Annotated in this window: 15 protein-coding genes and 1 pseudogene; 7 read left to right on the forward strand and 9 right to left on the reverse strand. The window is 73.3% G+C overall.

Translation table 11 applies throughout. The features are described from left to right. Positions 1-187: 187 nt before the first annotated feature. The 4 genes from ACW69E_RS26265 to miaA all read right to left on the reverse strand — a co-directional run bounded on the left by ACW69E_RS26265 (position 188) and on the right by miaA (position 5,125). Positions 188-2,323: a RelA/SpoT family protein gene (locus ACW69E_RS26265; protein WP_457500780.1), complete on the reverse strand. Its 2,136-nt coding sequence runs from the start codon at positions 2,321-2,323 to the stop codon at positions 188-190. A 105-nt stretch (positions 2,324-2,428) separates the two neighbouring features. Then, positions 2,429-3,331, reverse strand: a complete 903-nt coding sequence (gene dapF, locus ACW69E_RS26270) for a diaminopimelate epimerase (protein WP_457500781.1) — start codon at positions 3,329-3,331, stop codon at positions 2,429-2,431. Positions 3,332-3,578: 247 nt separating this feature from the next. Then, entirely contained in the window at positions 3,579-4,061 is a 483-nt protein-coding gene (locus ACW69E_RS26275) for a hypothetical protein (protein WP_457500794.1), read from the reverse strand. Between the two features lie 125 nt (positions 4,062-4,186). After that, positions 4,187-5,125, reverse strand: a complete 939-nt coding sequence (gene miaA, locus ACW69E_RS26280; protein ID WP_457500782.1) for a tRNA (adenosine(37)-N6)-dimethylallyltransferase MiaA — start codon at positions 5,123-5,125, stop codon at positions 4,187-4,189. 286 nt (positions 5,126-5,411) lie between these two features. Between miaA and ACW69E_RS26285 the strand changes: the two genes are divergently transcribed. Further along, the gene (locus tag ACW69E_RS26285) at positions 5,412-5,603 is read left to right on the forward strand and encodes a hypothetical protein (protein ID WP_457500783.1); all 192 of its coding nucleotides are present in this window, start codon (positions 5,412-5,414) and stop codon (positions 5,601-5,603) included. A gap of 48 nt (positions 5,604-5,651) precedes the next feature. On the opposite strand, the gene ACW69E_RS26290 is transcribed toward ACW69E_RS26285, so the two are convergent. Next, on the reverse strand, positions 5,652-6,365 hold the full coding sequence (locus ACW69E_RS26290; protein ID WP_457500784.1) for a class III extradiol dioxygenase subunit B-like domain-containing protein: 714 nt from the start codon (positions 6,363-6,365) through the stop codon (positions 5,652-5,654). A 152-nt stretch (positions 6,366-6,517) separates the two neighbouring features. Continuing rightward, on the reverse strand, positions 6,518-8,005 hold the full coding sequence (gene miaB / locus ACW69E_RS26295; protein ID WP_457500785.1) for a tRNA (N6-isopentenyl adenosine(37)-C2)-methylthiotransferase MiaB: 1,488 nt from the start codon (positions 8,003-8,005) through the stop codon (positions 6,518-6,520). 77 nt (positions 8,006-8,082) lie between these two features. On the opposite strand from miaB, the gene ACW69E_RS26300 reads away from it, so the two are divergent. Then, positions 8,083-9,081 carry a TAXI family TRAP transporter solute-binding subunit gene (locus ACW69E_RS26300; protein WP_457500786.1) on the forward strand — a complete coding sequence of 333 codons (999 nt, stop codon included), beginning with the start codon at positions 8,083-8,085 and terminating at the stop codon, positions 9,079-9,081. 108 nt (positions 9,082-9,189) lie between these two features. On the opposite strand, the gene ACW69E_RS26305 is transcribed toward ACW69E_RS26300, so the two are convergent. After that, positions 9,190-10,617: a sensor histidine kinase gene (locus ACW69E_RS26305; RefSeq protein WP_457500787.1), complete on the reverse strand. Its 1,428-nt coding sequence runs from the start codon at positions 10,615-10,617 to the stop codon at positions 9,190-9,192. Positions 10,618-10,657: 40 nt separating this feature from the next. Beyond that, the gene (locus ACW69E_RS26310) at positions 10,658-11,416 is read right to left on the reverse strand and encodes a response regulator transcription factor (protein ID WP_457500788.1); all 759 of its coding nucleotides are present in this window, start codon (positions 11,414-11,416) and stop codon (positions 10,658-10,660) included. 282 nt (positions 11,417-11,698) lie between these two features. On the opposite strand from ACW69E_RS26310, the gene ACW69E_RS26315 reads away from it, so the two are divergent. From ACW69E_RS26315 to ACW69E_RS26335, 5 genes are all read left to right on the forward strand, one after another. Further along, positions 11,699-12,475: an amino acid ABC transporter ATP-binding protein gene (locus ACW69E_RS26315; RefSeq protein ID WP_457500789.1), complete on the forward strand. Its 777-nt coding sequence runs from the start codon at positions 11,699-11,701 to the stop codon at positions 12,473-12,475. A 53-nt stretch (positions 12,476-12,528) separates the two neighbouring features. Beyond that, entirely contained in the window at positions 12,529-13,362 is an 834-nt protein-coding gene (locus ACW69E_RS26320; protein ID WP_457500795.1) for a glutamate ABC transporter substrate-binding protein, read from the forward strand. Between the two features lie 100 nt (positions 13,363-13,462). Beyond that, entirely contained in the window at positions 13,463-14,137 is a 675-nt protein-coding gene (locus ACW69E_RS26325; protein WP_457500790.1) for an amino acid ABC transporter permease, read from the forward strand. After that, positions 14,134-15,042, forward strand: coding sequence for an amino acid ABC transporter permease (locus ACW69E_RS26330; protein ID WP_457500791.1), 909 nt, complete (start codon positions 14,134-14,136; stop codon positions 15,040-15,042). Before ACW69E_RS26325 ends, ACW69E_RS26330 begins: the two co-directional genes overlap by 4 nt. A 192-nt stretch (positions 15,043-15,234) precedes the next feature. After that, the gene (locus ACW69E_RS26335) at positions 15,235-16,800 is read left to right on the forward strand and encodes an FAD-dependent monooxygenase (RefSeq protein WP_457500792.1); all 1,566 of its coding nucleotides are present in this window, start codon (positions 15,235-15,237) and stop codon (positions 16,798-16,800) included. A gap of 67 nt (positions 16,801-16,867) precedes the next feature. Here the strand turns inward: ACW69E_RS26335 and recX are convergent. Further along, a pseudogene (recX, locus tag ACW69E_RS26340) lies at positions 16,868-17,576 on the reverse strand (recombination regulator RecX); the annotation flags it as partial.

A 17,576-nucleotide genomic window follows, 5' to 3' on the forward strand; every position in this document is an offset into this window, starting at 1 on the left:
GGTCAACGTGCGCGGCGCCCGGAACATTCCCGCCGGCACGAGCACGGGGACCGGTACGGATACGGGCCGCGGCCCGTCCCGGACACGATGATGGTGGCACGGCGCGGCCCGGCCGTCACCTGGTTTGCGAGGCCTCCCGCCCTTCCGGGGGCCGGGGCTCCCCCGGGCGGGCCCCCTGGCGGGCCGTTCAGGGCTGGGGGCGGGTGGCCCGGACGACGTCGTAGACGCCGGGCACCTCCCGCATGGCGCGCATCAGCCGGGGCAGCTCGCCGGCGTCCTCCAGCCGCAGGGTGTAGGTGTGGCGCACCCGGTGCTCCCTGGGCGGTTCCACCTCGGCGGAGACCACGGCGGCGCCCTCCGCCGCGATGGCCTCGGTCAGGTCGGCCAGGAGGTGCGGGCGGCTCAGCGACTCGGCGTACAGCGTCACCCGGCAGCCCGCGCCGGAGTCCTGCCACCGCACGGCCACGGTCTCGCGTCCGGCGGCGGTCATCCGGGCCACGGTGGGGCAGCTCTCCCGGTGGGCGGTCACCGCGCCGCCGCGCACCGTGAAACCGACCACGGCGTCGGGTGGCACCGGCGTGCAGCAGCGGGCCAGCCGTACGGGGGCGCCGGGCAGCCCGGCCACGGCCGCGGCCCTCTCGCGGGCCCGTACGGCCCGGTCCGGGCCGTCGGGTACGGCGGCCCGAGGGGAGGCGGGCTCCCTGGTCTCGGACGGACAGGTCGCACCGGACTCCCCGCCCGTCCCCTCCGGCCGCCCGCCGTCCTCCGCGCAGGCGTCGAGCCAGGTGCGGATGGCGATCCGCGCGGTGGGGGTGCGGGCGTGCTCCAGCCACTGCGGGGAGGGGCCGGAGGTGCCCTCGGGGGCCATCAGCAGCTGCAGCGAGTCTCCGTCGCTCAGTACGGTGCCCAGCGCCGCGAGCCGTCCGTCCACCCGGGCGCCGACCAGGGCGTGCCCGGCCGCGCCGTAACGGGCGTAGGCCGCGTCCACGCAGGTGGCGCCCGCGGGCAGGTGGAGGGCGGCGGTCCGGCCGGGACCGCCCGGATCGGTGCAGAAGACGGTGATCTCGCGGTCCTGGGCGAGGTCGTCGCGCAGCTCGGCCCAGAAGGTGTCCGGGTCGGGCGCGTGGCTCTGCCACTCCAGCAGCCGCTCCAGCCAGCCGGGACGGGTGGGGTCGGCGCGTCCGTCGTCCGCGGCGGCCGCCTCGCCCGCGGGCTCGGCACCGGAGGCGCCGGAGGTCCGGTGCGGGTCGCCGAGGGCGATCACCCCCGCCTCCGCGACCCGGTGCATCCGGTGGGTGCGGACCAGGACCTCGGCCACCCGCCCCCCGTTGTCGGCGACCGCGGTGTGCAGCGACTGGTACAGGTTGAACTTCGGTACCGCGATGAAGTCCTTGAACTCCGACATCATCGGCGTGAAGCAGGTGTGCAGCTCCCCCAGGACCGCGTAGCAGTCGGCGTTCTCGGCGACCAGGATCAGCAGCCGTCCGAAGTCGCAGGGCCCCAGCTCACCGCGTTTGGCGCGGGCCCGGTGGACGGAGAGGAAGTGCCGCGGCCGGATGAGGACCTCGGCGGCGATGTCCGCCTCGCGCAGTACGGCCCGCACCGACTCGGCGATCCCGGCGAGCGGGTCGGAGCCGGCGTTGTGCTCGCGGATCAGCTCCCGGGTGCGGTCGTACTCCTCGGGGTGCAGCACGGCGAAGACCAGATCCTCCAGCTCGGTCTTGAGCGCCTGCACGCCCAGCCGCTCGGCCAGCGGGATCAGCACGTCGCGGGTGACGCGGGCGATGCGCGCCTGCTTCTCGGGCCGCATCACGCCCAGGGTGCGCATGTTGTGCAGCCGGTCGGCGAGCTTGATGGACATCACCCGCACGTCGTTGCCGGTGGCCACCAGCATCTTGCGGAAGGTCTCCGGCTCGGCGGCGGCACCGTAGTCCACCTTCTCCAGTTTGGTGACGCCGTCGACGAGGTAGCCCACCTCCTCGCCGAACTCCGCCCGCACCTGTTCCAGCGTCACCTCGGTGTCCTCGACGGTGTCGTGGAGCAGGGAGGCCGTCAGGGTCGTGGTCTCGGCGCCGAGTTCGGCCAGGATCAGGGTGACGGCCAGCGGGTGGGTGATGTACGGCTCGCCGCTCTTGCGCGTCTGCCCCCGGTGCGAGGACTCCGCCAGAACGTAGGCGCGGCGCAGGATGTCGAGGTCGGCGCCCGGGTGGTGGGCGCGGTGCGCCTTGGCCACGTGCTCGATGGCGTCGGGGAGGGCGTGCCGGGGCGACGGGCCCAGGAGGGCCGCACGACCGAGCTTGCGAAGGCTCCGTACTGCGCTCATGGCACCTCCCACTGCGTCGGGGGGCTTGATCCTACCGAGCCTCCCACACCCCGCGGGCCGCCTCCCGTCCGCAGTGGCCGGGATCACCCGTTCGAGCGGTCGCCCTCAGGAAGCGGCGAGCAGGCCGGGGTCGATCGTGCCCTCGGCGAGGATCACGGCGGGGCCGGTCATCTCGACACCGCCGTCCGGATGTTCGGTGATCACCAGCCGCCCGCCGGGGACGTCGACGGTGTAGGTGGCCGGGACGCCGTCCGCGGCCGGGTCGGCGCCGTCCCGGCGGGCGGCCGCGACCATGACCGCGCAGGCGCCCGTACCGCAGGAGCGGGTCTCGCCGGAACCGCGCTCGTGCACCCGCAGGGCCACGTGGCGCGGCCCCCGGCCGACGACGAACTCGACGTTGACGCCCTCGGGGTAGGCCGCGGCCGGCGTCACGGCCGGGGCGGTGTGCAGATCGCCGGCGTGGGCGAGGTCGTCGACGAAGGCGACGGCGTGCGGGTTGCCCATGTCGACGTGGAGCGCGGGCCAGCTGCGCTCCCCCACCGTGACGGTGACGTCCTCCTCGGCGCCGCCGGGCAGCTCGGCGGCGCCCATGTGGACGGTGACGCCGCCGTCCCCGGCGAAGCGCACCCGGCGCACACCGGCCCGGGTGGCGACGGCGAGGTCGCCGGCCCCGGCCAGCCCGGCGCGCTGGAGGTAGCGCGCGAAGACCCGTACGCCGTTGCCGCACATCTCCGCGACGCTGCCGTCGGCGTTGCGGTAGTCCATGAACCACTCGGCCTCGCCGGCCATCGGAAGCGCCTCGGGGTGGGCCGCGGAGCGCACCACCCGCAGCAGGCCGTCCCCGCCGATCCCGGCCCGCCGGTCGCACAGCCGGGCCACGGCCGCGGCGGGCAGGTCAAGCGTTCCGTCCGGGTCGGGGATGATCACGAAGTCGTTCTCGGTGCCGTGCCCCTTGAGGAACGGCACGGGCGCGCCTGCGGCCCCTGCTGCGCTGTTCACGGTGCCCATCGTACGGGGCGGAGCCCGGCCGCCGGCCGGGCCGGCGGCCGGGCGGACCAGGCCCTGTCTGACAAGTAGCGCTGTCCGCCCGAAGGGCGGGCTCCGCGGTGTCTGGTGCGTGCGATCGCAAGGCGGGGGAAGAGAGCGCAGCGTGCTGCGCCGACGATCGACAACGCGGCATGGGGGTGCCCCCGGCCGGAGGCTGGGGGAGTGCGTGCCAGACGCCGCGGAGCAGGCGGGATTTGTCAGACAGGGCCTAGCGGAGCCGGGCGACGCGCCAGACGGCCAGCGCCACCATGGCGCCGGCGATCAGCGCGTACAGGATGACCAGACGCCAGTCGGGACGCTCTCCGGAGCCGCGCGCGGGCAGGCCCGGCCAGGCGAGGCCGGCGCGGCGGGCGGCCATCATGCCCCAGCCGGCGGCGCAGCAGCTGAGGAGCAGCCCGAGCATGGCGACCACCGCCCCGCCCTCGCCGAGCCCGAAGGCGAGCGGGAAGGCGAACATCAGCGAGCCGGCCGCGCCGAGGCCGACGATGGGGGCGAGCTGCCACAGCCGCAGTTTCCGGGGCGGGCGGAGTTCGCCGTAGGACTCGTCCTCCTCGGGGGCCGCTTCCTCCAGCGCCTCGAGTCCGTTCCCGTCCTCCAGTGGGTCCACGCCGTCCAGGGCCCTCGGGCCGTCGCCGGCGGCGCGGAGCTGCCCGACGACCGGTTCATCGCTGTTGCGGGGGCCGGCCTCCATCGCCACGTGCCCTCCCAACTCCCGGCTCTGCGGCTCAATCGGCGGTCGATGCCCGCCGATGCTCGATGATGGCACGCCCGGGCGGCCGCCCAGCGCCCGCTGGGCGTCCCGATGCCATCACGTGATCAGGCTGTGACCGCTCGTTCGAGGAGGGCCAGCGCCTTGCCGGGGAGTTCGCCGCGATCGTCCGCCGCGCCGCTGAGCCAGTGGACACGCGGGTCGCGCCGGAACCATGAGTCCTGGCGCCGCGCGAAGCGCTTGGTGGCGCGTACGGTCTCGGCGCGCGCCTCGTCCTCGGTGCACTCGCCGGCCAGGGCGGCCAGGATCTGCTGGTAGCCCAGGGCCCGTGAGGCCGTGCGGCCCTCGCGCAGTCCCGCGCGCTCCAGCTCGCGCACCTCCTCGACCAGCCCGTCCTCCCACATCCGGTCCACCCGCCGGGCGATCCGCTCGTCGAGCTCGGGGCGTGCGACGTCGACCCCGATCTGGAGGGTGTCGTAGACGGAGTCGGGGCCGGGGAGGTTGGCGGTGAAGGGGCGGCCGGTGATCTCGACGACCTCCAGGGCGCGGACGATCCGGCGGCCGTTGCCGGGCAGGATCGCGCGGGCCGCCTCGGGGTCGACGGCGGCGAGCCGGGCGTGCAGCGCCCCGGAGCCGGACTCGGCCAGTTCGGCCTCCAGCCGGGCCCGTACGGCCGGGTCGGTGCCGGGGAACTCCAGGGCGTCGACGGCACCGCGCACGTACAGCCCGGATCCGCCCACGAGCACGGGGGTGCGCCCCTGGGCGAGCAGACGGTCGATCTCGGCGCGGGCCAGGCGCTGGTACTCGGCGACGCTGGCGGTGACCGTCACGTCCCAGACGTCCAGAAGGCGGTGCGGAACGCCCTGGCGCTCCTCCCGCGTCAGCTTGGCGGTGCCGATGTCCATGCCCCGGTAGAGCTGCATGGAGTCGGCGTTGATCACCTCGCCTCCGAGGTGCCGGGCGAGGGCGACGCCCAGATCGGACTTTCCGGCCGCGGTGGGGCCGACCACGGCGATGACACGGGGGTTGGGGGGTGAGCTGCTCACGGCCCAAGTCTCGCAAACGCACGGGGAGGAGTCCGAACGAGTTGTGCGGCGCCCCGCGTCCGCGGCCGTCGTGCCTCGCGCGTACCGGACGCGGACGGGCATCCGGGCGCGGGCCGGTGCACCGCTCCGCGAGACGCGGAACTCCCATCGCGCGAGTAAGGTCTGTGGTGCATATGGGACATTCGCGCCATTGGCGGCAGCACACGGGTGGAGCCGGGGACTCCGGCCCGGGACGGGAGCCGCCGACGGAGCGCGAGAGGACCGCGAGAGGCAAGGAGTGACCGCCATGGGCATCATGGACAGGGTCAGGGGCATGGCCGGCCGGCACGGCGGGAAAGCCGGGGAGACGTCCAGTGGCGGGAGCAGGGGCAGGCACCGGCGCCGTACCGGGACCCGCGATGCGAAGATCCGCGAGGCACGGGAGCGGCTGACCCGTGAGAGGGACGAGAAGGGGGACACCGCCGGCCCCGGCGCCTGAGCGGCCGCCGTCCCCGCCGCCCGGCGGGGACGGCGAGGGCGGGCCGGCCTACGACCAGCTCGCCACCAGGTAGCCGACACCGTACGGCGCCCGGTCGTACAGCAGCCGCCCCTGGAGCCCCGCGCCCTCGGCCGCGCCGGCCAGCACCTGCCAGCAGGCCCGGCCGGAGGCCTTCAGCTCGTAGGCCAGCTCCTCGTCGAGGGCCAGCAGCCCGGCGGGGTCGGCGGCGCCCAGGGCCCGGGCCGCGTCCGCGTCGAAGGCGGGGGCGCGCTCGTCGAAGTAGCCGGGGGCCTTGATCGTCCGGCAGGCGCTGCCGTCACCCATCGCCAGCAGCGCGACACGCTCCGCAGGCTCGGCCAGCTCCCGCCCGGTCCGCGCGCAGCGCTCCCTCGGCAGCGGCTCCCCCACCGCGATCCCTTCCACGGGCGCCGCGCCCCAGCCCGTACGTTCCAGCAGCCAGGCGCCCACGGCCAGGGACGGCGGCAGCGCATGCCCGGCGGACGGGCCCTCACCCGGCCCCAGCCGGACCTCCAAATCGACCCCGAAGGGGCGGAAGGATCCGGTGGCGCCCTGCGGATACCTGCCCCGGCCCGCCGGGTCGGCGGTGCCGACGACGACGAGCCGGTCGGGGCGCGCGGCGGCCAGGACGCCGATGGCGTCGTAGCAGGCGGCTCGGACCTCGTCCGTCTCATGGGCGGCGCCCCCCGCCACCTCGGGCACCAGCAGCGGCGGACAGGGGCATACGGCGGCGGCGACAAGCATGGCTCGCAGCCTACCGCCGTACACCCTCCCCGCGGTCGGGCGCACAGGGGGCCCGCACACGCCTGACCAGCGCACAACCAGTGCACACCGGGCTCACGGTCGGCGCGCGTACGCCGGGTCCGCGCGCCGGTGCGCTCCGGAAGGCGGGTGCGTCAGCGGGCGGTGCAGCCACCCGGCGCGGCGGGCAGCGGCTCGGGGACGCCGACGGTCGGCAGCCCGAGCATCACGCCCTGGGGCCCGGTCCCGGGCGCGGCGTTGCGCCGCTCCCAGGCGTCGCCCGCACGGGTGCGCCGTACCCCCAGCACCGCGCCCTCGGCCAGCAGGTGGTGCGGGGCGGCGTAGGTGACCTCGACGGTCGCCATGTCCCCCGGGCGCGGCACGTCGCCGTCGGGGCGGGTGAAGTGGACCAGGCGGTTGTCGGGGGCGCGGCCGGACAGCCGGCGGGTGGCGCCGTCCTTGCGGCCCTCGCCCTCGGCCACCATGACCTCCAGCGTCCGCCCGACCTGCCTCCTGTTCTCCTCCCAGGAGATCTCCTCCTGGAGGGCCACCAGGCGCTCGTACCGCGCCTGGACGACCTCCTTGGGGATCTGCCCGTCCATCTCGGCGGCCGGGGTGCCGGGCCGCTTGGAGTACTGGAAGGTGAACGCCTGCGCGAAGCGGGCCTCGCGGACGGTGTGGAGGGTCTGCTCGAAGTCCTCCTCGGTCTCGCCGGGGAAACCCACGATGATGTCGGTGGAGATCGCGGCGTCGGGGATCGCGGCCCGGACCTTCTCGATGATGCCCAGGAAGCGCTCCTGCCGGTAGGAGCGCCGCATCGCCTTCAGCACGCGGTCGGAGCCGGACTGCAGCGGCATGTGCAGCTGCGGCATCACGTTCTGCGTCTCGGCCATGGCCGCGATGACGTCGTCGGTGAAGTCGCGCGGGTGGGGGGAGGTGAAGCGGACCCGCTCCAGGCCCTCGACCTTCCCGCAGGCGCGCAGCAGCTTGGAGAACGCCTCGCGGTCGCCGATGTCGGATCCGTAGGCGTTGACGTTCTGCCCCAGCAGCGTGATCTCGGTGACGCCCTCGGCGACCAGCGCCTCGACCTCGGCCAGGATGTCCCCGGGCCGGCGGTCCTTCTCCTTGCCGCGCAGCGCGGGGACGATGCAGAACGTGCAGGTGTTGTTGCAGCCGACCGAGATGGAGACCCAGGCCGCGTACGCGCTCTCGCGCCGGGTCGGCAGCGTGGAGGGGAACGCCTCCAGCGACTCGGCGATCTCGACCTGCGCCTCCCGCTCGACGCGGGCCCGCTCCAGCAGCACCGGCAGGCTGCCGATGTTGTGGGTGCCGAAGACCACGTCGACCCAGGGCGCGCGCCGCACGATGGTGTCGCGGTCCTTCTGCGCCAGGCAGCCGCCGACCGCGATCTGCATGCCCGGCCTGGACGCCTTCCTCGGAGCGAGGTGGCCGAGGTTGCCGTACAGCTTGTTGTCGGCGTTCTCCCGCACCGCGCAGGTGTTGAAGACGACCACGTCGGCGTCGTCGGCGTCTCCCGGAGCCCGGACATAGCCCGCGTCCTCCAGCAGGCCCGACAGGCGCTCGGAGTCGTGGACGTTCATCTGGCACCCGTAGGTGCGCACCTGGTAAGTCTTCGCACTCATCTCAGTCGACAGGGTACGCGCTCCCGCCCCCGCCCCGCCTCTCCCTTCCGCGCGGCGGTCCTGGCAGGATCGGAGCCATGGTCTCCCCGCACATACGGCGCCCGTGGGCACGGCGGCCACTGGCGGCAACGGCGGCGGCGGCCGCCGTGCTCGCGCTGCTGCTGTGGTGGCTGCTGCCCGGCGGCGGTCCGGCGCCCAGTGGCCAGGTCGTCTTCACCACCGGCGCCCGCGGCGGGGTCTACGAACGTTACGGGGAACTGCTGAAGGAGCAGCTGGGCCGCGACCTGCCCGAGGTGGACATGACCCTCGTGCCCAGTCAGGGCTCGGTGCAGAACATAGAGCGGCTGGTCTCCGGCGAGGCGTCCTTCACCATCGCCGCGGCCGACGCGGTCGCCGCCTACGTCAACTCCGGCGGGAGGGACGCCGACCGGCTGCGGGCCTGCGCGCGGCTGTACGACGACTACATCCAGCTCGTCGTCCCGGCCGGCTCGCCGGTGCGCGCCGCCGAGGACCTGAAGGGGCTGCGGGTCGGGCTCGGACAGCGGCGCTCCGGCGTCAACCTGATCGCGGGCCGGCTGCTGAAGGCCGCCGGTCTGGACCCGGACAAGGACGTCCAGCCGGTGCTCCAGGGCATCGACAGGATGCCGGAACTGCTGGTCCGCGAGGAGCTTGACGCCTTCTTCTGGTCGGGCGGGCTGCCGACCGGTGCGATCGAGGAACTCGCCGAGGCCACCGAGATCCGCCTCGTACCGCTGGGCGACCTGGTGCCGGTGCTGCACGCCCAGGAGCCGCAGACCCGCTCCTACCGGGCGGCCCTGATGCCCTCCGACGCCTATCAGGCCGTCCGGGACGGCAAGGCCGTCGAGACGATCGCGGTGGCGAACCTGCTGGTCACCATGGACGGCACGGACGCCGCGCTGACCGAGGAGATCACCCGCTCGGTGATCAACAGCCGGGACCGCATCGGCCGCGCGGTCCACGCCGCGCAGAAGGTCGACCTGCGCACGGCCATCTACACCCATCCGCTCCCGCTGCACCGGGGCGCCGAGCGCTACTACCGCTCCGTGAAGTCCTGAGCCGGTCCCGCCGGGGCGGCGGGGCAGCGAGGCCGGCTGGGGCCGGTACGGGCGCCGCGGGCCGAGCGGTGGGCTGTGGCGCCCCGCGGCCGAGGCCCTCTTCGGGTCTCACCCCGCGTCCGGCGCGTTCCTCGGCAGGCCGATCATCACGCGCAGTCCGTGCGGCTCGTTGCGGGCGAAGGAGATGTCCGCCCCGCCGGCGGCGAGCAGCGCGCGGGAGATGGACAGGCCCAGGCCGGAGCCGGAGACGTTCTGGTGGCGGCCGCTGCGCCAGAAGCGGTCCCCGATCCGGTTCAGCTCGTCCTCGGTCAGGCCGGGCCCGCGGTCGGCGACCTCGATGACCACTCGTCCGCCGGCCGCGGTGACGGCGACCGTGACCGACTCCCCGGCGGGGGTGAACTTCACCGCGTTGTCCACGACCGCGTCCAGCGCGCTGGAGAGCGCCACCGGGTCGGCCCAGCCGGTCACCGCCCCCTGCCCGGCCGCGCGCAGCTCCACCCCCTCCCGGTCGGCGACCGGACGCCAGGCGGCCACGCGTTCGGCGGCGAGCGCGGCGATGTCGGTCAGCCGCAGATCGGCGGGTGTGTGCTCGGCCAGGGCCAGGTCGAGGAGGTCGTCGAGCACCCGGGCCAGCCGCTTGCCCTCGGCCCGCACCGAGGCGATCTCCTCGTTGCCCTCGGGCAGTTCCAGGGCCAGCAGGTCGATGCGGAGCAGCAGGGCCGCCAGCGGGTTGCGCAGTTGGTGGGAGGCGTCGGCGACGAAGGCGCGCTGCTGCTCCAGGACGGTCTCGACGTGGTCGGCCATCTCGTTGAAGGACCGGGCCAGGCGCTGAAGTTCCGGCGGCCCGCTCAGGGCGGCCACCCGGGAGGCCAGCCGCCCGGTGGCGATGTCGTGACTGGCCTTGTCCAGCACACGCACCGGTTTGAGGACCCAGCCGGTCAGCCGGACGGCGAAGGCGACGGCGACGAGCATGGCGGCCGCCTCCCCGGCGGCCAGCGGCAGCCAGCCGTGCAGGATGCGCGAGCGCATCGCCCCGGTGGGGGAGTCGGTGAGGACGACGGCGACGACGTCGCCGTCGCGGACGACCGGTGAGGCGACCGCGATCCGGCCGTCCTGCCAGGGCCACACCTGGGGCGGGTCGTGGCTGCGGCGCCCGACCAGGGCCTCGGCGAAGGCGGCCGCGCCCTCCCCCCGGCGCGGGGGCCTCCAGGTTGCCGGGGCCGCGGCCATCGGGCTGCCGTCGCGGTAGAAGACGCCGGCCCTGATGCCGTAGAGCTCGTGGTACCGGGTGAGCTCGTCCCGCAGGGTGGCCAGCCGCTCGTCCTGCTGGCGGGCCTCGGCGGTGGTGGGGCTGCGGGCCGGGGGGCGGGTGGTGACGTACTGCGCCAGGGAGGCGAAGCGCGCGGTGTCGTCGATGCGGTCGATGACGACATGCTGCTGTTCGGCGGCGGCCATGCTCGCGGCGAGCGGGAAGCCGAGGGCGAGCAGGACGCCGGCCATCAGGGCGTTGAGGAGGGCGAGGAGGCGTGTGCGCACGGCGGGCGGTCCGTTTCCGTCCCGGTCCTGGTCCCGGCCCTCAGCCGGCGGGGGCGACGAGCCGGTAGCCGACTCCGCGCACCGTCTCTATCAGGGCGGGCAGGGCCAGCTTGGAGCGGAGCGAGGCGATGTGCACCTCCAGGGTGCGGCCGGTGCCCTCCCAGTTGGTGCGCCAGACCTCGCTGATGATCTGCTCGCGGCGGAAGACGACGCCGGGGCGCTGGGCGAGCAGCGCGAGCAGGTCGAACTCCTTGCGGGTCAGGGAGACCGCCTCGCCACGCACCGTGACCCGGCGGGTGTCGGTCTCTATGGTCAGCGGCCCAAGACTCAGCTCCGCGGTCCCCGCCGCCCGGGCGCCTCCCCCCTCCCCGCCCGCGGCGCGGTCCGCGCCGGGGTCGCCCGGTGCGCCGGCCGGAGCCGGGGCGGCGGGGGCGGTGCGGCGGCTGACGGCGTGGATCCGGGCGAGGAGTTCGGCGGTGTCGTACGGCTTGACCACGTAGTCGTCGGCGCCGAGGTTGAGGCCGTGGACGCGGGAGCGCACATCGGCCCGCGCCGTGACCATGATCACCGGGGTGCTGGTCAGCCGGCGGATGCGGCCGCAGACCTCGAAGCCGTCGATGTCGGGCAGGCCGAGATCGAGCAGCACCACGTCGAAGGGCGCCGCGGCGCCGCCCGGGAGCAGGCGCCGCAGGGCCTCCTCGCCTCCACGGGCGTGCACCACGTCGAAGCCGTGCCGGGCGAGCACGGCGGACAGCGCCGCGGCCACCCGGTCGTCGTCCTCGACCAGCAGCAGTCTCATGGCCCCTCTTCTCCCCCGGTGCTCCCCCGTGTGCCCGCCCGGCCCCTCCCGGGCGTGCCAGTCATCCACTCCGATCCGGCCCTGCGCGTCAAGACCCGGCGGGCCTCTTCTCAGCACGAACCCCCACGTTAAGCAGCCGATACGCCGACCGGTGAGTCTTTCGGGCGATAAGTTCCTTTGCGGCTGAATCGTTATGCTCAAGTTCAGCTCAGATGGGATGACGCTGCTCAACGGCGGTCACTAAGGTCCCCTCAACCGACGAGGACGGAGCGAATGACGCCGATGAGCAATGTATCGGTGACCAAGGACGCCGCACCGACGGCGGAGAACCTGGTCGTCCTGGACAATGTCAACAAGCACTTCGGTGCCCTGCACGTCCTTCAGGACATCGACCTGACCATTGCGCGGGGCGAGGTCGTCGTCGTCATCGGGCCCTCGGGGTCCGGGAAGTCCACGCTGTGCCGCACCATCAACCGCCTGGAGACGATCGATTCCGGGACGATCCTGATCGACGGCAAGCCGCTGCCCGCCGAGGGCAGGGAACTGGCCCGGCTCCGCGCCGATGTCGGCATGGTCTTCCAGTCGTTCAACCTCTTCGCGCACAAGACGGTGCTGGAGAACGTCATGCTGGGCCAGCTCAAGGTCCGCCGCGCCGACAAGAAGGCGGCGCAGGAGAAGGCCCGCTCCCTGCTCGACCGGGTCGGGGTGGCCAACCAGGCCGACAAGTACCCCGCCCAGCTCTCCGGCGGTCAGCAGCAGCGCGTGGCCATCGCCCGTGCGCTGGCGATGGACCCGAAGGTGATGCTCTTCGACGAGCCGACCTCCGCGCTCGACCCCGAGATGATCAACGAGGTCCTGGAGGTCATGCAGCAGCTCGCGCAGGGCGGCATGACGATGGTCGTCGTCACCCATGAGATGGGCTTCGCCCGCTCCGCCGCGAACCGGGTGGTCTTCATGGCCGACGGGCGGATCGTCGAGGAGGCCACCCCCGACCAGTTCTTCAGCAACCCGCGCAGCGACCGCGCCAAGGACTTCCTGTCGAAGATCCTCCACCACTGAGCCGGCGACGGCTCAGCGGACCTTTGCACGATACGACTCCAGGGATGTTCACCATGACCTTCCGCAAGCCCGGCCTCGTGGCCGCCACCGCCGTCGTCCTCGCCCTGACCGCCACCGCGTGCGGCGGCGGAAGCGACAGCGGCTCCAACGGCGACAAGATCAACATCGGCATCAAGTTCGACCAGCCGGGGCTGGGTCTGAAGACCCAGGACGGCGAGTACACCGGCTTCGACGTGGACGTGGCCAGGTACGTCGCCAAGGAGCTGGGCTACGACGAGAAGGACATCGCCTGGAAGGAGGCCCCCAGCGGTGAGCGGGAGAACATGATCTCCAACGGTGATGTGAAGTTCATCGTCGGCACCTACTCGATCACCGACGAGCGCAAGGAGCGGGTCGACTTCGCCGGCCCGTACTTCATCGCCCACCAGGACTTCCTGGTCCGTGCCGACGACGACTCCACGTGGAACAAGGACGAACTGAACACCAAGGAGCTGAAGCTCTGCTCGGTCACCGGTTCCACCTCCGCGCAGAACGTCAAGAACAAGTTCGCGCAGGAGGCCGACCTGCAGGAGTACGGCGGCTACTCGGAGTGCCTGACCGGCCTGGAGAACAAGGCCGTCGACGCCCTGACCACGGATGACTCCATCCTGGCCGGCTACGCCGCGCAGAAGGAGCACCAGGGCAAGTTCAAGCTCGCCGGCCTCAGCCTCAGCGACGAGTCCTACGGTATCGGCCTGAAGAAGGGCGACACCGAGCTGCAGAAGCAGATCAACGACGCCCTCACCAAGATGGTCGAGGACGGCTCCTGGGAGAAGGCCGCCGACAAGCACTTCGGTCCGGCCAACTACGACTACGAGCCGGCCCCGGAGATCACCGAGAAGAGCTGACGACGGCAGAACGGCGCGCCGCCCCTGAACGGGCGGCGCGCCGCGCCTTCCGAAGCCGTCCGACGAGACGCCATCCGACGAGGCGAGAGCGCGGGAGAACGTGTTCGACTTTCTTGATTCCGGGCAGTACGACGTGCTCGGAGCCTTCTGGGTGACGGTGCAGCTCACCTTCTATTCGGCGATCGGCTCCCTGATCTGGGGAACGGTCCTGGCCGGTATGCGGGTCAGCCCCACACCGCTGATGCGGACCTTCGGCACCGTCTACGTCAATGCCGTGCGGAACACTCCGCTGACGGTGATCATCGTGGCCACTTCCCTGGGCCTGTACCAGACCCTGGGGATCACACTGGCCGGCGGTGACTCCAAGGAGATCGGCTTCCGGCTGGCGGTGCTCGGCCTGATCGCCTACCACGCCACCTTCGTGTGCGAGGCGCTGCGCTCGGGCATCAACACGGTGCCCGTCGGCCAGGCGGAGGCGGCGCGCGCACTGGGGCTGGGTTTCTTCCAGGTGCTGACCCTCATCATCCTCCCGCAGGCGTTCCGGTCGGTCGTGGCGCCCCTGGCGAACGTGCTGATCGCCCTGACCAAGAACACCACGGTGGCGGCGGCGATCGGGGTGTCGGAGGCCGCGCTGCTGATGAAGGAGATGGTGGAGATCGAGAGCGACGCCATCTTCGCGGTCTTCTCGATCTTCGCCCTCGGGTTCGTTGTCCTGACCCTCCCGACCGGCATGCTGCTGGGCTGGGTGAGCAAGCGCGTGGCGGTGAAGCGATGAGTGACCTGTCCGTTCTCTACGACGCGCCGGGGCCGCGGGCAAAGGCCCGCAACCTGGTCTACTCGGCGGTCTTCCTCGTCCTCCTCGGGCTGGCGCTGTGGTGGGTCCTGGACACGATGGCCGGCAAGAGCCAGCTCGACGCGGAGAAGTGGAGCCCGTTCGCCACCGACTCCCGGGTGTGGACGACGTATCTGATCCCCGGGCTGCTGAACACCCTCAAGGCCGCGATCCTGGCCATCGCCATCGCCCTTCCGCTGGGCGCCCTGCTCGGTATCGGCCGGCTGTCGGAGCACCGGTGGGTCAGCCGACCGGTCGGCGCGGTGGTGGAGTTCTTCCGCGCCATCCCGGTGCTGCTGATGATGCTCTTCGCCAACCAGGCGTACGCGCAGTTCACCAACATCGAGTCCGATGTCCGTCCGCTGTACGCCGTTGTGACGGGCCTGGTGCTCTACAACGCCTCGGTGATCGCGGAGATCGTGCGGGCGGGCATCCTGTCGCTGCCTTCGGGCCAGACGGACGCGGCCAAGGCCATCGGCATGCGCAAGGGCCAGACCATGCTCTACGTGCTGCTGCCGCAGGCGGTCACGGCGATGCTGCCGGCGCTGGTCAGCCAGCTCGTGGTGATCGTGAAGGACACCGCCCTGGGCGGCGCGGTCCTCGGCTACGCCGAACTGCTCAACCAGATCCGGGTGATCACCGCCAACTACGGTGCCAACACCATCGCGGCCCTCACCGTGGTCGCGCTGATCTTCATCGTGCTGAACTTCCTGCTCACCAGCTTCGCGAGCTGGCTCGAGGGACGGCTGCGGCGCGGCAAGCGGTCCACCGGGGCCGTGCTGCACGGCGGCGCCGACACGGAGATGGAGTTCGACGAGCCCCACGTCGAGCCCCACGCCCGGAAGTAGCCGCGCACCGCTCCTCCTTTCCGCACCCGTTGTGCACCCACTGCCTGTGCCCCCGTCTCGCTTGACGGGGGCACAGGCAGTGGGTTGCATACGACGTGTGATCGTGTACCGGGCTCCATCGGCTCCACCCCCTCTCCCCTCCCCCGACCGTGACAACCGCCCGGACCGTGAGAACTGCGAGGGCCGCCCGTCGTGGACCCGGTGATCGTCGTCGGCGCGGGACCCGTCGGGCTGGCGCTGGCACTGGCGCTGGCGCGCCACGGTGTGCCGTCGGTGGTGCTGGACGGCGGTGACGGCGAGGTGGAGCAGCGCACGGCGCGCACCTGCGTCCTGCGGCCGGACACGGCGGCGTACGCGGCGACGCTGGGCGGCGCCCGGTGGGCGGCGTGGCGCACCGAACGGCGGCGGCAGCCGGTGCGGCGGGTCGAGCTGGACGCCCGGACCTCGCCGGTGCACATACAGCAGTACGCGCTGGAGCGGGGTATGCGGGCCGCGCTGGAGCGGGAGCCGCTGGCCGAGATCGTCACCGGGGCCCGCCTGGACGAGTTGGAGCAGGACGAGCGGGGGGTGTCGGGCCACACCCGCGGCGCTTCCGGCTCCGCCGGCACCTGGTGGCGGGGCAGTTATCTGGTGGGCTGCGACGGTGCCCGCTCCACGGTGCGCAAGCTGCTGGGGATCCGCTTTCCCGGGCGCACCTCCGTCGAGCGGCACGCGGTGGCGGCCCTGCGGGTGGAACTGCCCTGGGACGGCGAGGCGCTGCTGCACCGCGATGTGCCCGGTGGTGAGGGCGAGGTGGTGGCGCGTCCGCTGCCCAACGGCGTGTGGCGGCTGGACTGGCTGCTGCCGCCGCGCGGCGATCTGGTCACCCCGGACGCGCTGCTGGCCCGGATACGCGACACCCTGGCCGCGTGGTGCGGGGAGGATCCTCCCTCCTACGAACTGCTGGACACCGGTGTGCACATCGCCCACCAGCGGCTGGCTCGGCACTGGCGCTCGGACCGGGCGTTCCTCGCCGGGGACGCGGCGCATCTGCTGGGGGCACTGGGCACCCAGTCCGTCGACGAGGGTCTGCGGGACGCGGCCAATCTGGCCTGGAAGCTGGCGTTTTGCCTGCGCGGCCAGGCCCCCGGGGAACTGCTCGACAGCTACGAGGCCGAGCGCCGCGGCGCGGTGGGGGCCCGGCTGCGCGCCCTCGACCAGGCGCTGCCTCTGGTACGCGGGGGCGGGGGGCTGCGCACCCTGCTGTCCGGTGCCTCACGGGGACACCTGGAGCTGCTGACGGACGGGCATCTGGGCCGGGGGCCGCTGGGCGCGCCTCCGTGCCATGGACGTTCACCGCTGGCACCGGGGCAGGACACCGTTCCCGGAGCGCTCGCCGTCGGGACCGACCCGGGGTCACCTGTGCGGGACGTACCGGTGACGGCCCTGGACGGGACACGGGGACGGCTGTGGGAGCGGCTGGGCGGCGATCTGCTGGTGCTGCTGGTCGCGCCCGGCACCCATGTGTGGGACAGCCGGCACTGGCTGTCGGCCGGGCTGATGCCGGAGCTGGCCGCCGTGGTGGAGCGGCTGCCGGTGCCCGCTGAGCTGCTGGTGGCCGAGGGTTATCCGGGCGCGGTCGCCCATACCGCCCTGGTGATCCGCCCGGACGGGCATCTGGTGACCGCGTTGCCCGGCGCCCGGACCGGTGAGCTGCGTGCCTGTGTGGAGGTGGTGCGCGGCGCCCTGGCCGGGGAGGCGGCCACAGCGGATTCGTGATCCTGTCGCCTTCCACCGGTGGGTGGGTGCCGTCGATCGGTGCCACCGCCGAGCGGTGCCGCGCGGCTCAGTCCCCGCCGTACAGGGGGTACTCCTCCACGTCCTCCCCCTCCGCTTCCAGTGCCTCCCTGACCACCCGGAGGGCGAGCCCCTCGGGGTAGCCCTTGCGCGCCAGCATCCCGGCGAGCCGGCGCAGCCGCCTGTCGCGCTCCAGCCCTTTGGTGGCGCGCAGTTTGCGCTCCACCAGGGCTCGGGCTGTCCGCTCCTCCCGCTCCGGATCCAGCTGCTCCACCGCATGGTCGATCAACTCGGAGTCCACGCCCTTGTGCCGCAGTTCCCGGGCGAGGGCCCGGCGGGCGAGGCCCCGGCCATGGTGGCGGGACTCCACCCAGGCGTCGGCGAACGCCGCGTCGTCGATCAGCCCGACGTCCTCCAGCCGGGAGAGCACCGACTCGGCGACGTCCTCGGGGATCTCCCGCTTGCGCAGTGCCTCGGCGAGTTGCCCGCGGGTGCGCGGCGTTCCGGTGAGCAGGCGCAGGCAGATCGCCCGCGCCCGCTCCTCCGGATCTGCCGGTGGCTCCCCCTGACGTCCCGCCACGGCTCAGCTCTTGGCCGCTGCGGTGCTCTTGACCGCCTTGGCGCGCGTCGCCGGCGCGGGCACCGTCTTCGCCGCCGGGGCGGGGGCGGCCTCGGTCTTGGCCGCGTCCGCGCCCGGCTCGCCCTCGGGGGCCTCGGTCTTCGGGCCGATGCCGAGCTTCTCCTTGATCTTCTTCGGG

It is taken from the genome of Streptomyces sp. SS8, assembly GCF_054072955.1.

Coding starts and splice junctions, on each gene's coding strand:
- ACW69E_RS26265 (WP_457500780.1), bottom strand. CDS start 2,323: ATGAGCGCAGTACGGAGCCTTCGCAAGCTCGGTCGTGCGGCCCTCCTG.
- ACW69E_RS26310 (WP_457500788.1), bottom strand. CDS start 11,416: ATGAGACTGCTGCTGGTCGAGGACGACGACCGGGTGGCCGCGGCGCTG.
- ACW69E_RS26320 (WP_457500795.1), top strand. CDS start 12,529: ATGACCTTCCGCAAGCCCGGCCTCGTGGCCGCCACCGCCGTCGTCCTC.
- ACW69E_RS26315 (WP_457500789.1), top strand. CDS start 11,699: ATGAGCAATGTATCGGTGACCAAGGACGCCGCACCGACGGCGGAGAAC.
- miaB (WP_457500785.1), bottom strand. CDS start 8,005: ATGAGTGCGAAGACTTACCAGGTGCGCACCTACGGGTGCCAGATGAAC.
- dapF (WP_457500781.1), bottom strand. CDS start 3,331: ATGGGCACCGTGAACAGCGCAGCAGGGGCCGCAGGCGCGCCCGTGCCG.
- ACW69E_RS26275 (WP_457500794.1), bottom strand. CDS start 4,061: ATGGAGGCCGGCCCCCGCAACAGCGATGAACCGGTCGTCGGGCAGCTC.
- ACW69E_RS26300 (WP_457500786.1), top strand. CDS start 8,083: ATGGTCTCCCCGCACATACGGCGCCCGTGGGCACGGCGGCCACTGGCG.
- ACW69E_RS26330 (WP_457500791.1), top strand. CDS start 14,134: ATGAGTGACCTGTCCGTTCTCTACGACGCGCCGGGGCCGCGGGCAAAG.
- ACW69E_RS26285 (WP_457500783.1), top strand. CDS start 5,412: ATGGGCATCATGGACAGGGTCAGGGGCATGGCCGGCCGGCACGGCGGG.
- ACW69E_RS26290 (WP_457500784.1), bottom strand. CDS start 6,365: ATGCTTGTCGCCGCCGCCGTATGCCCCTGTCCGCCGCTGCTGGTGCCC.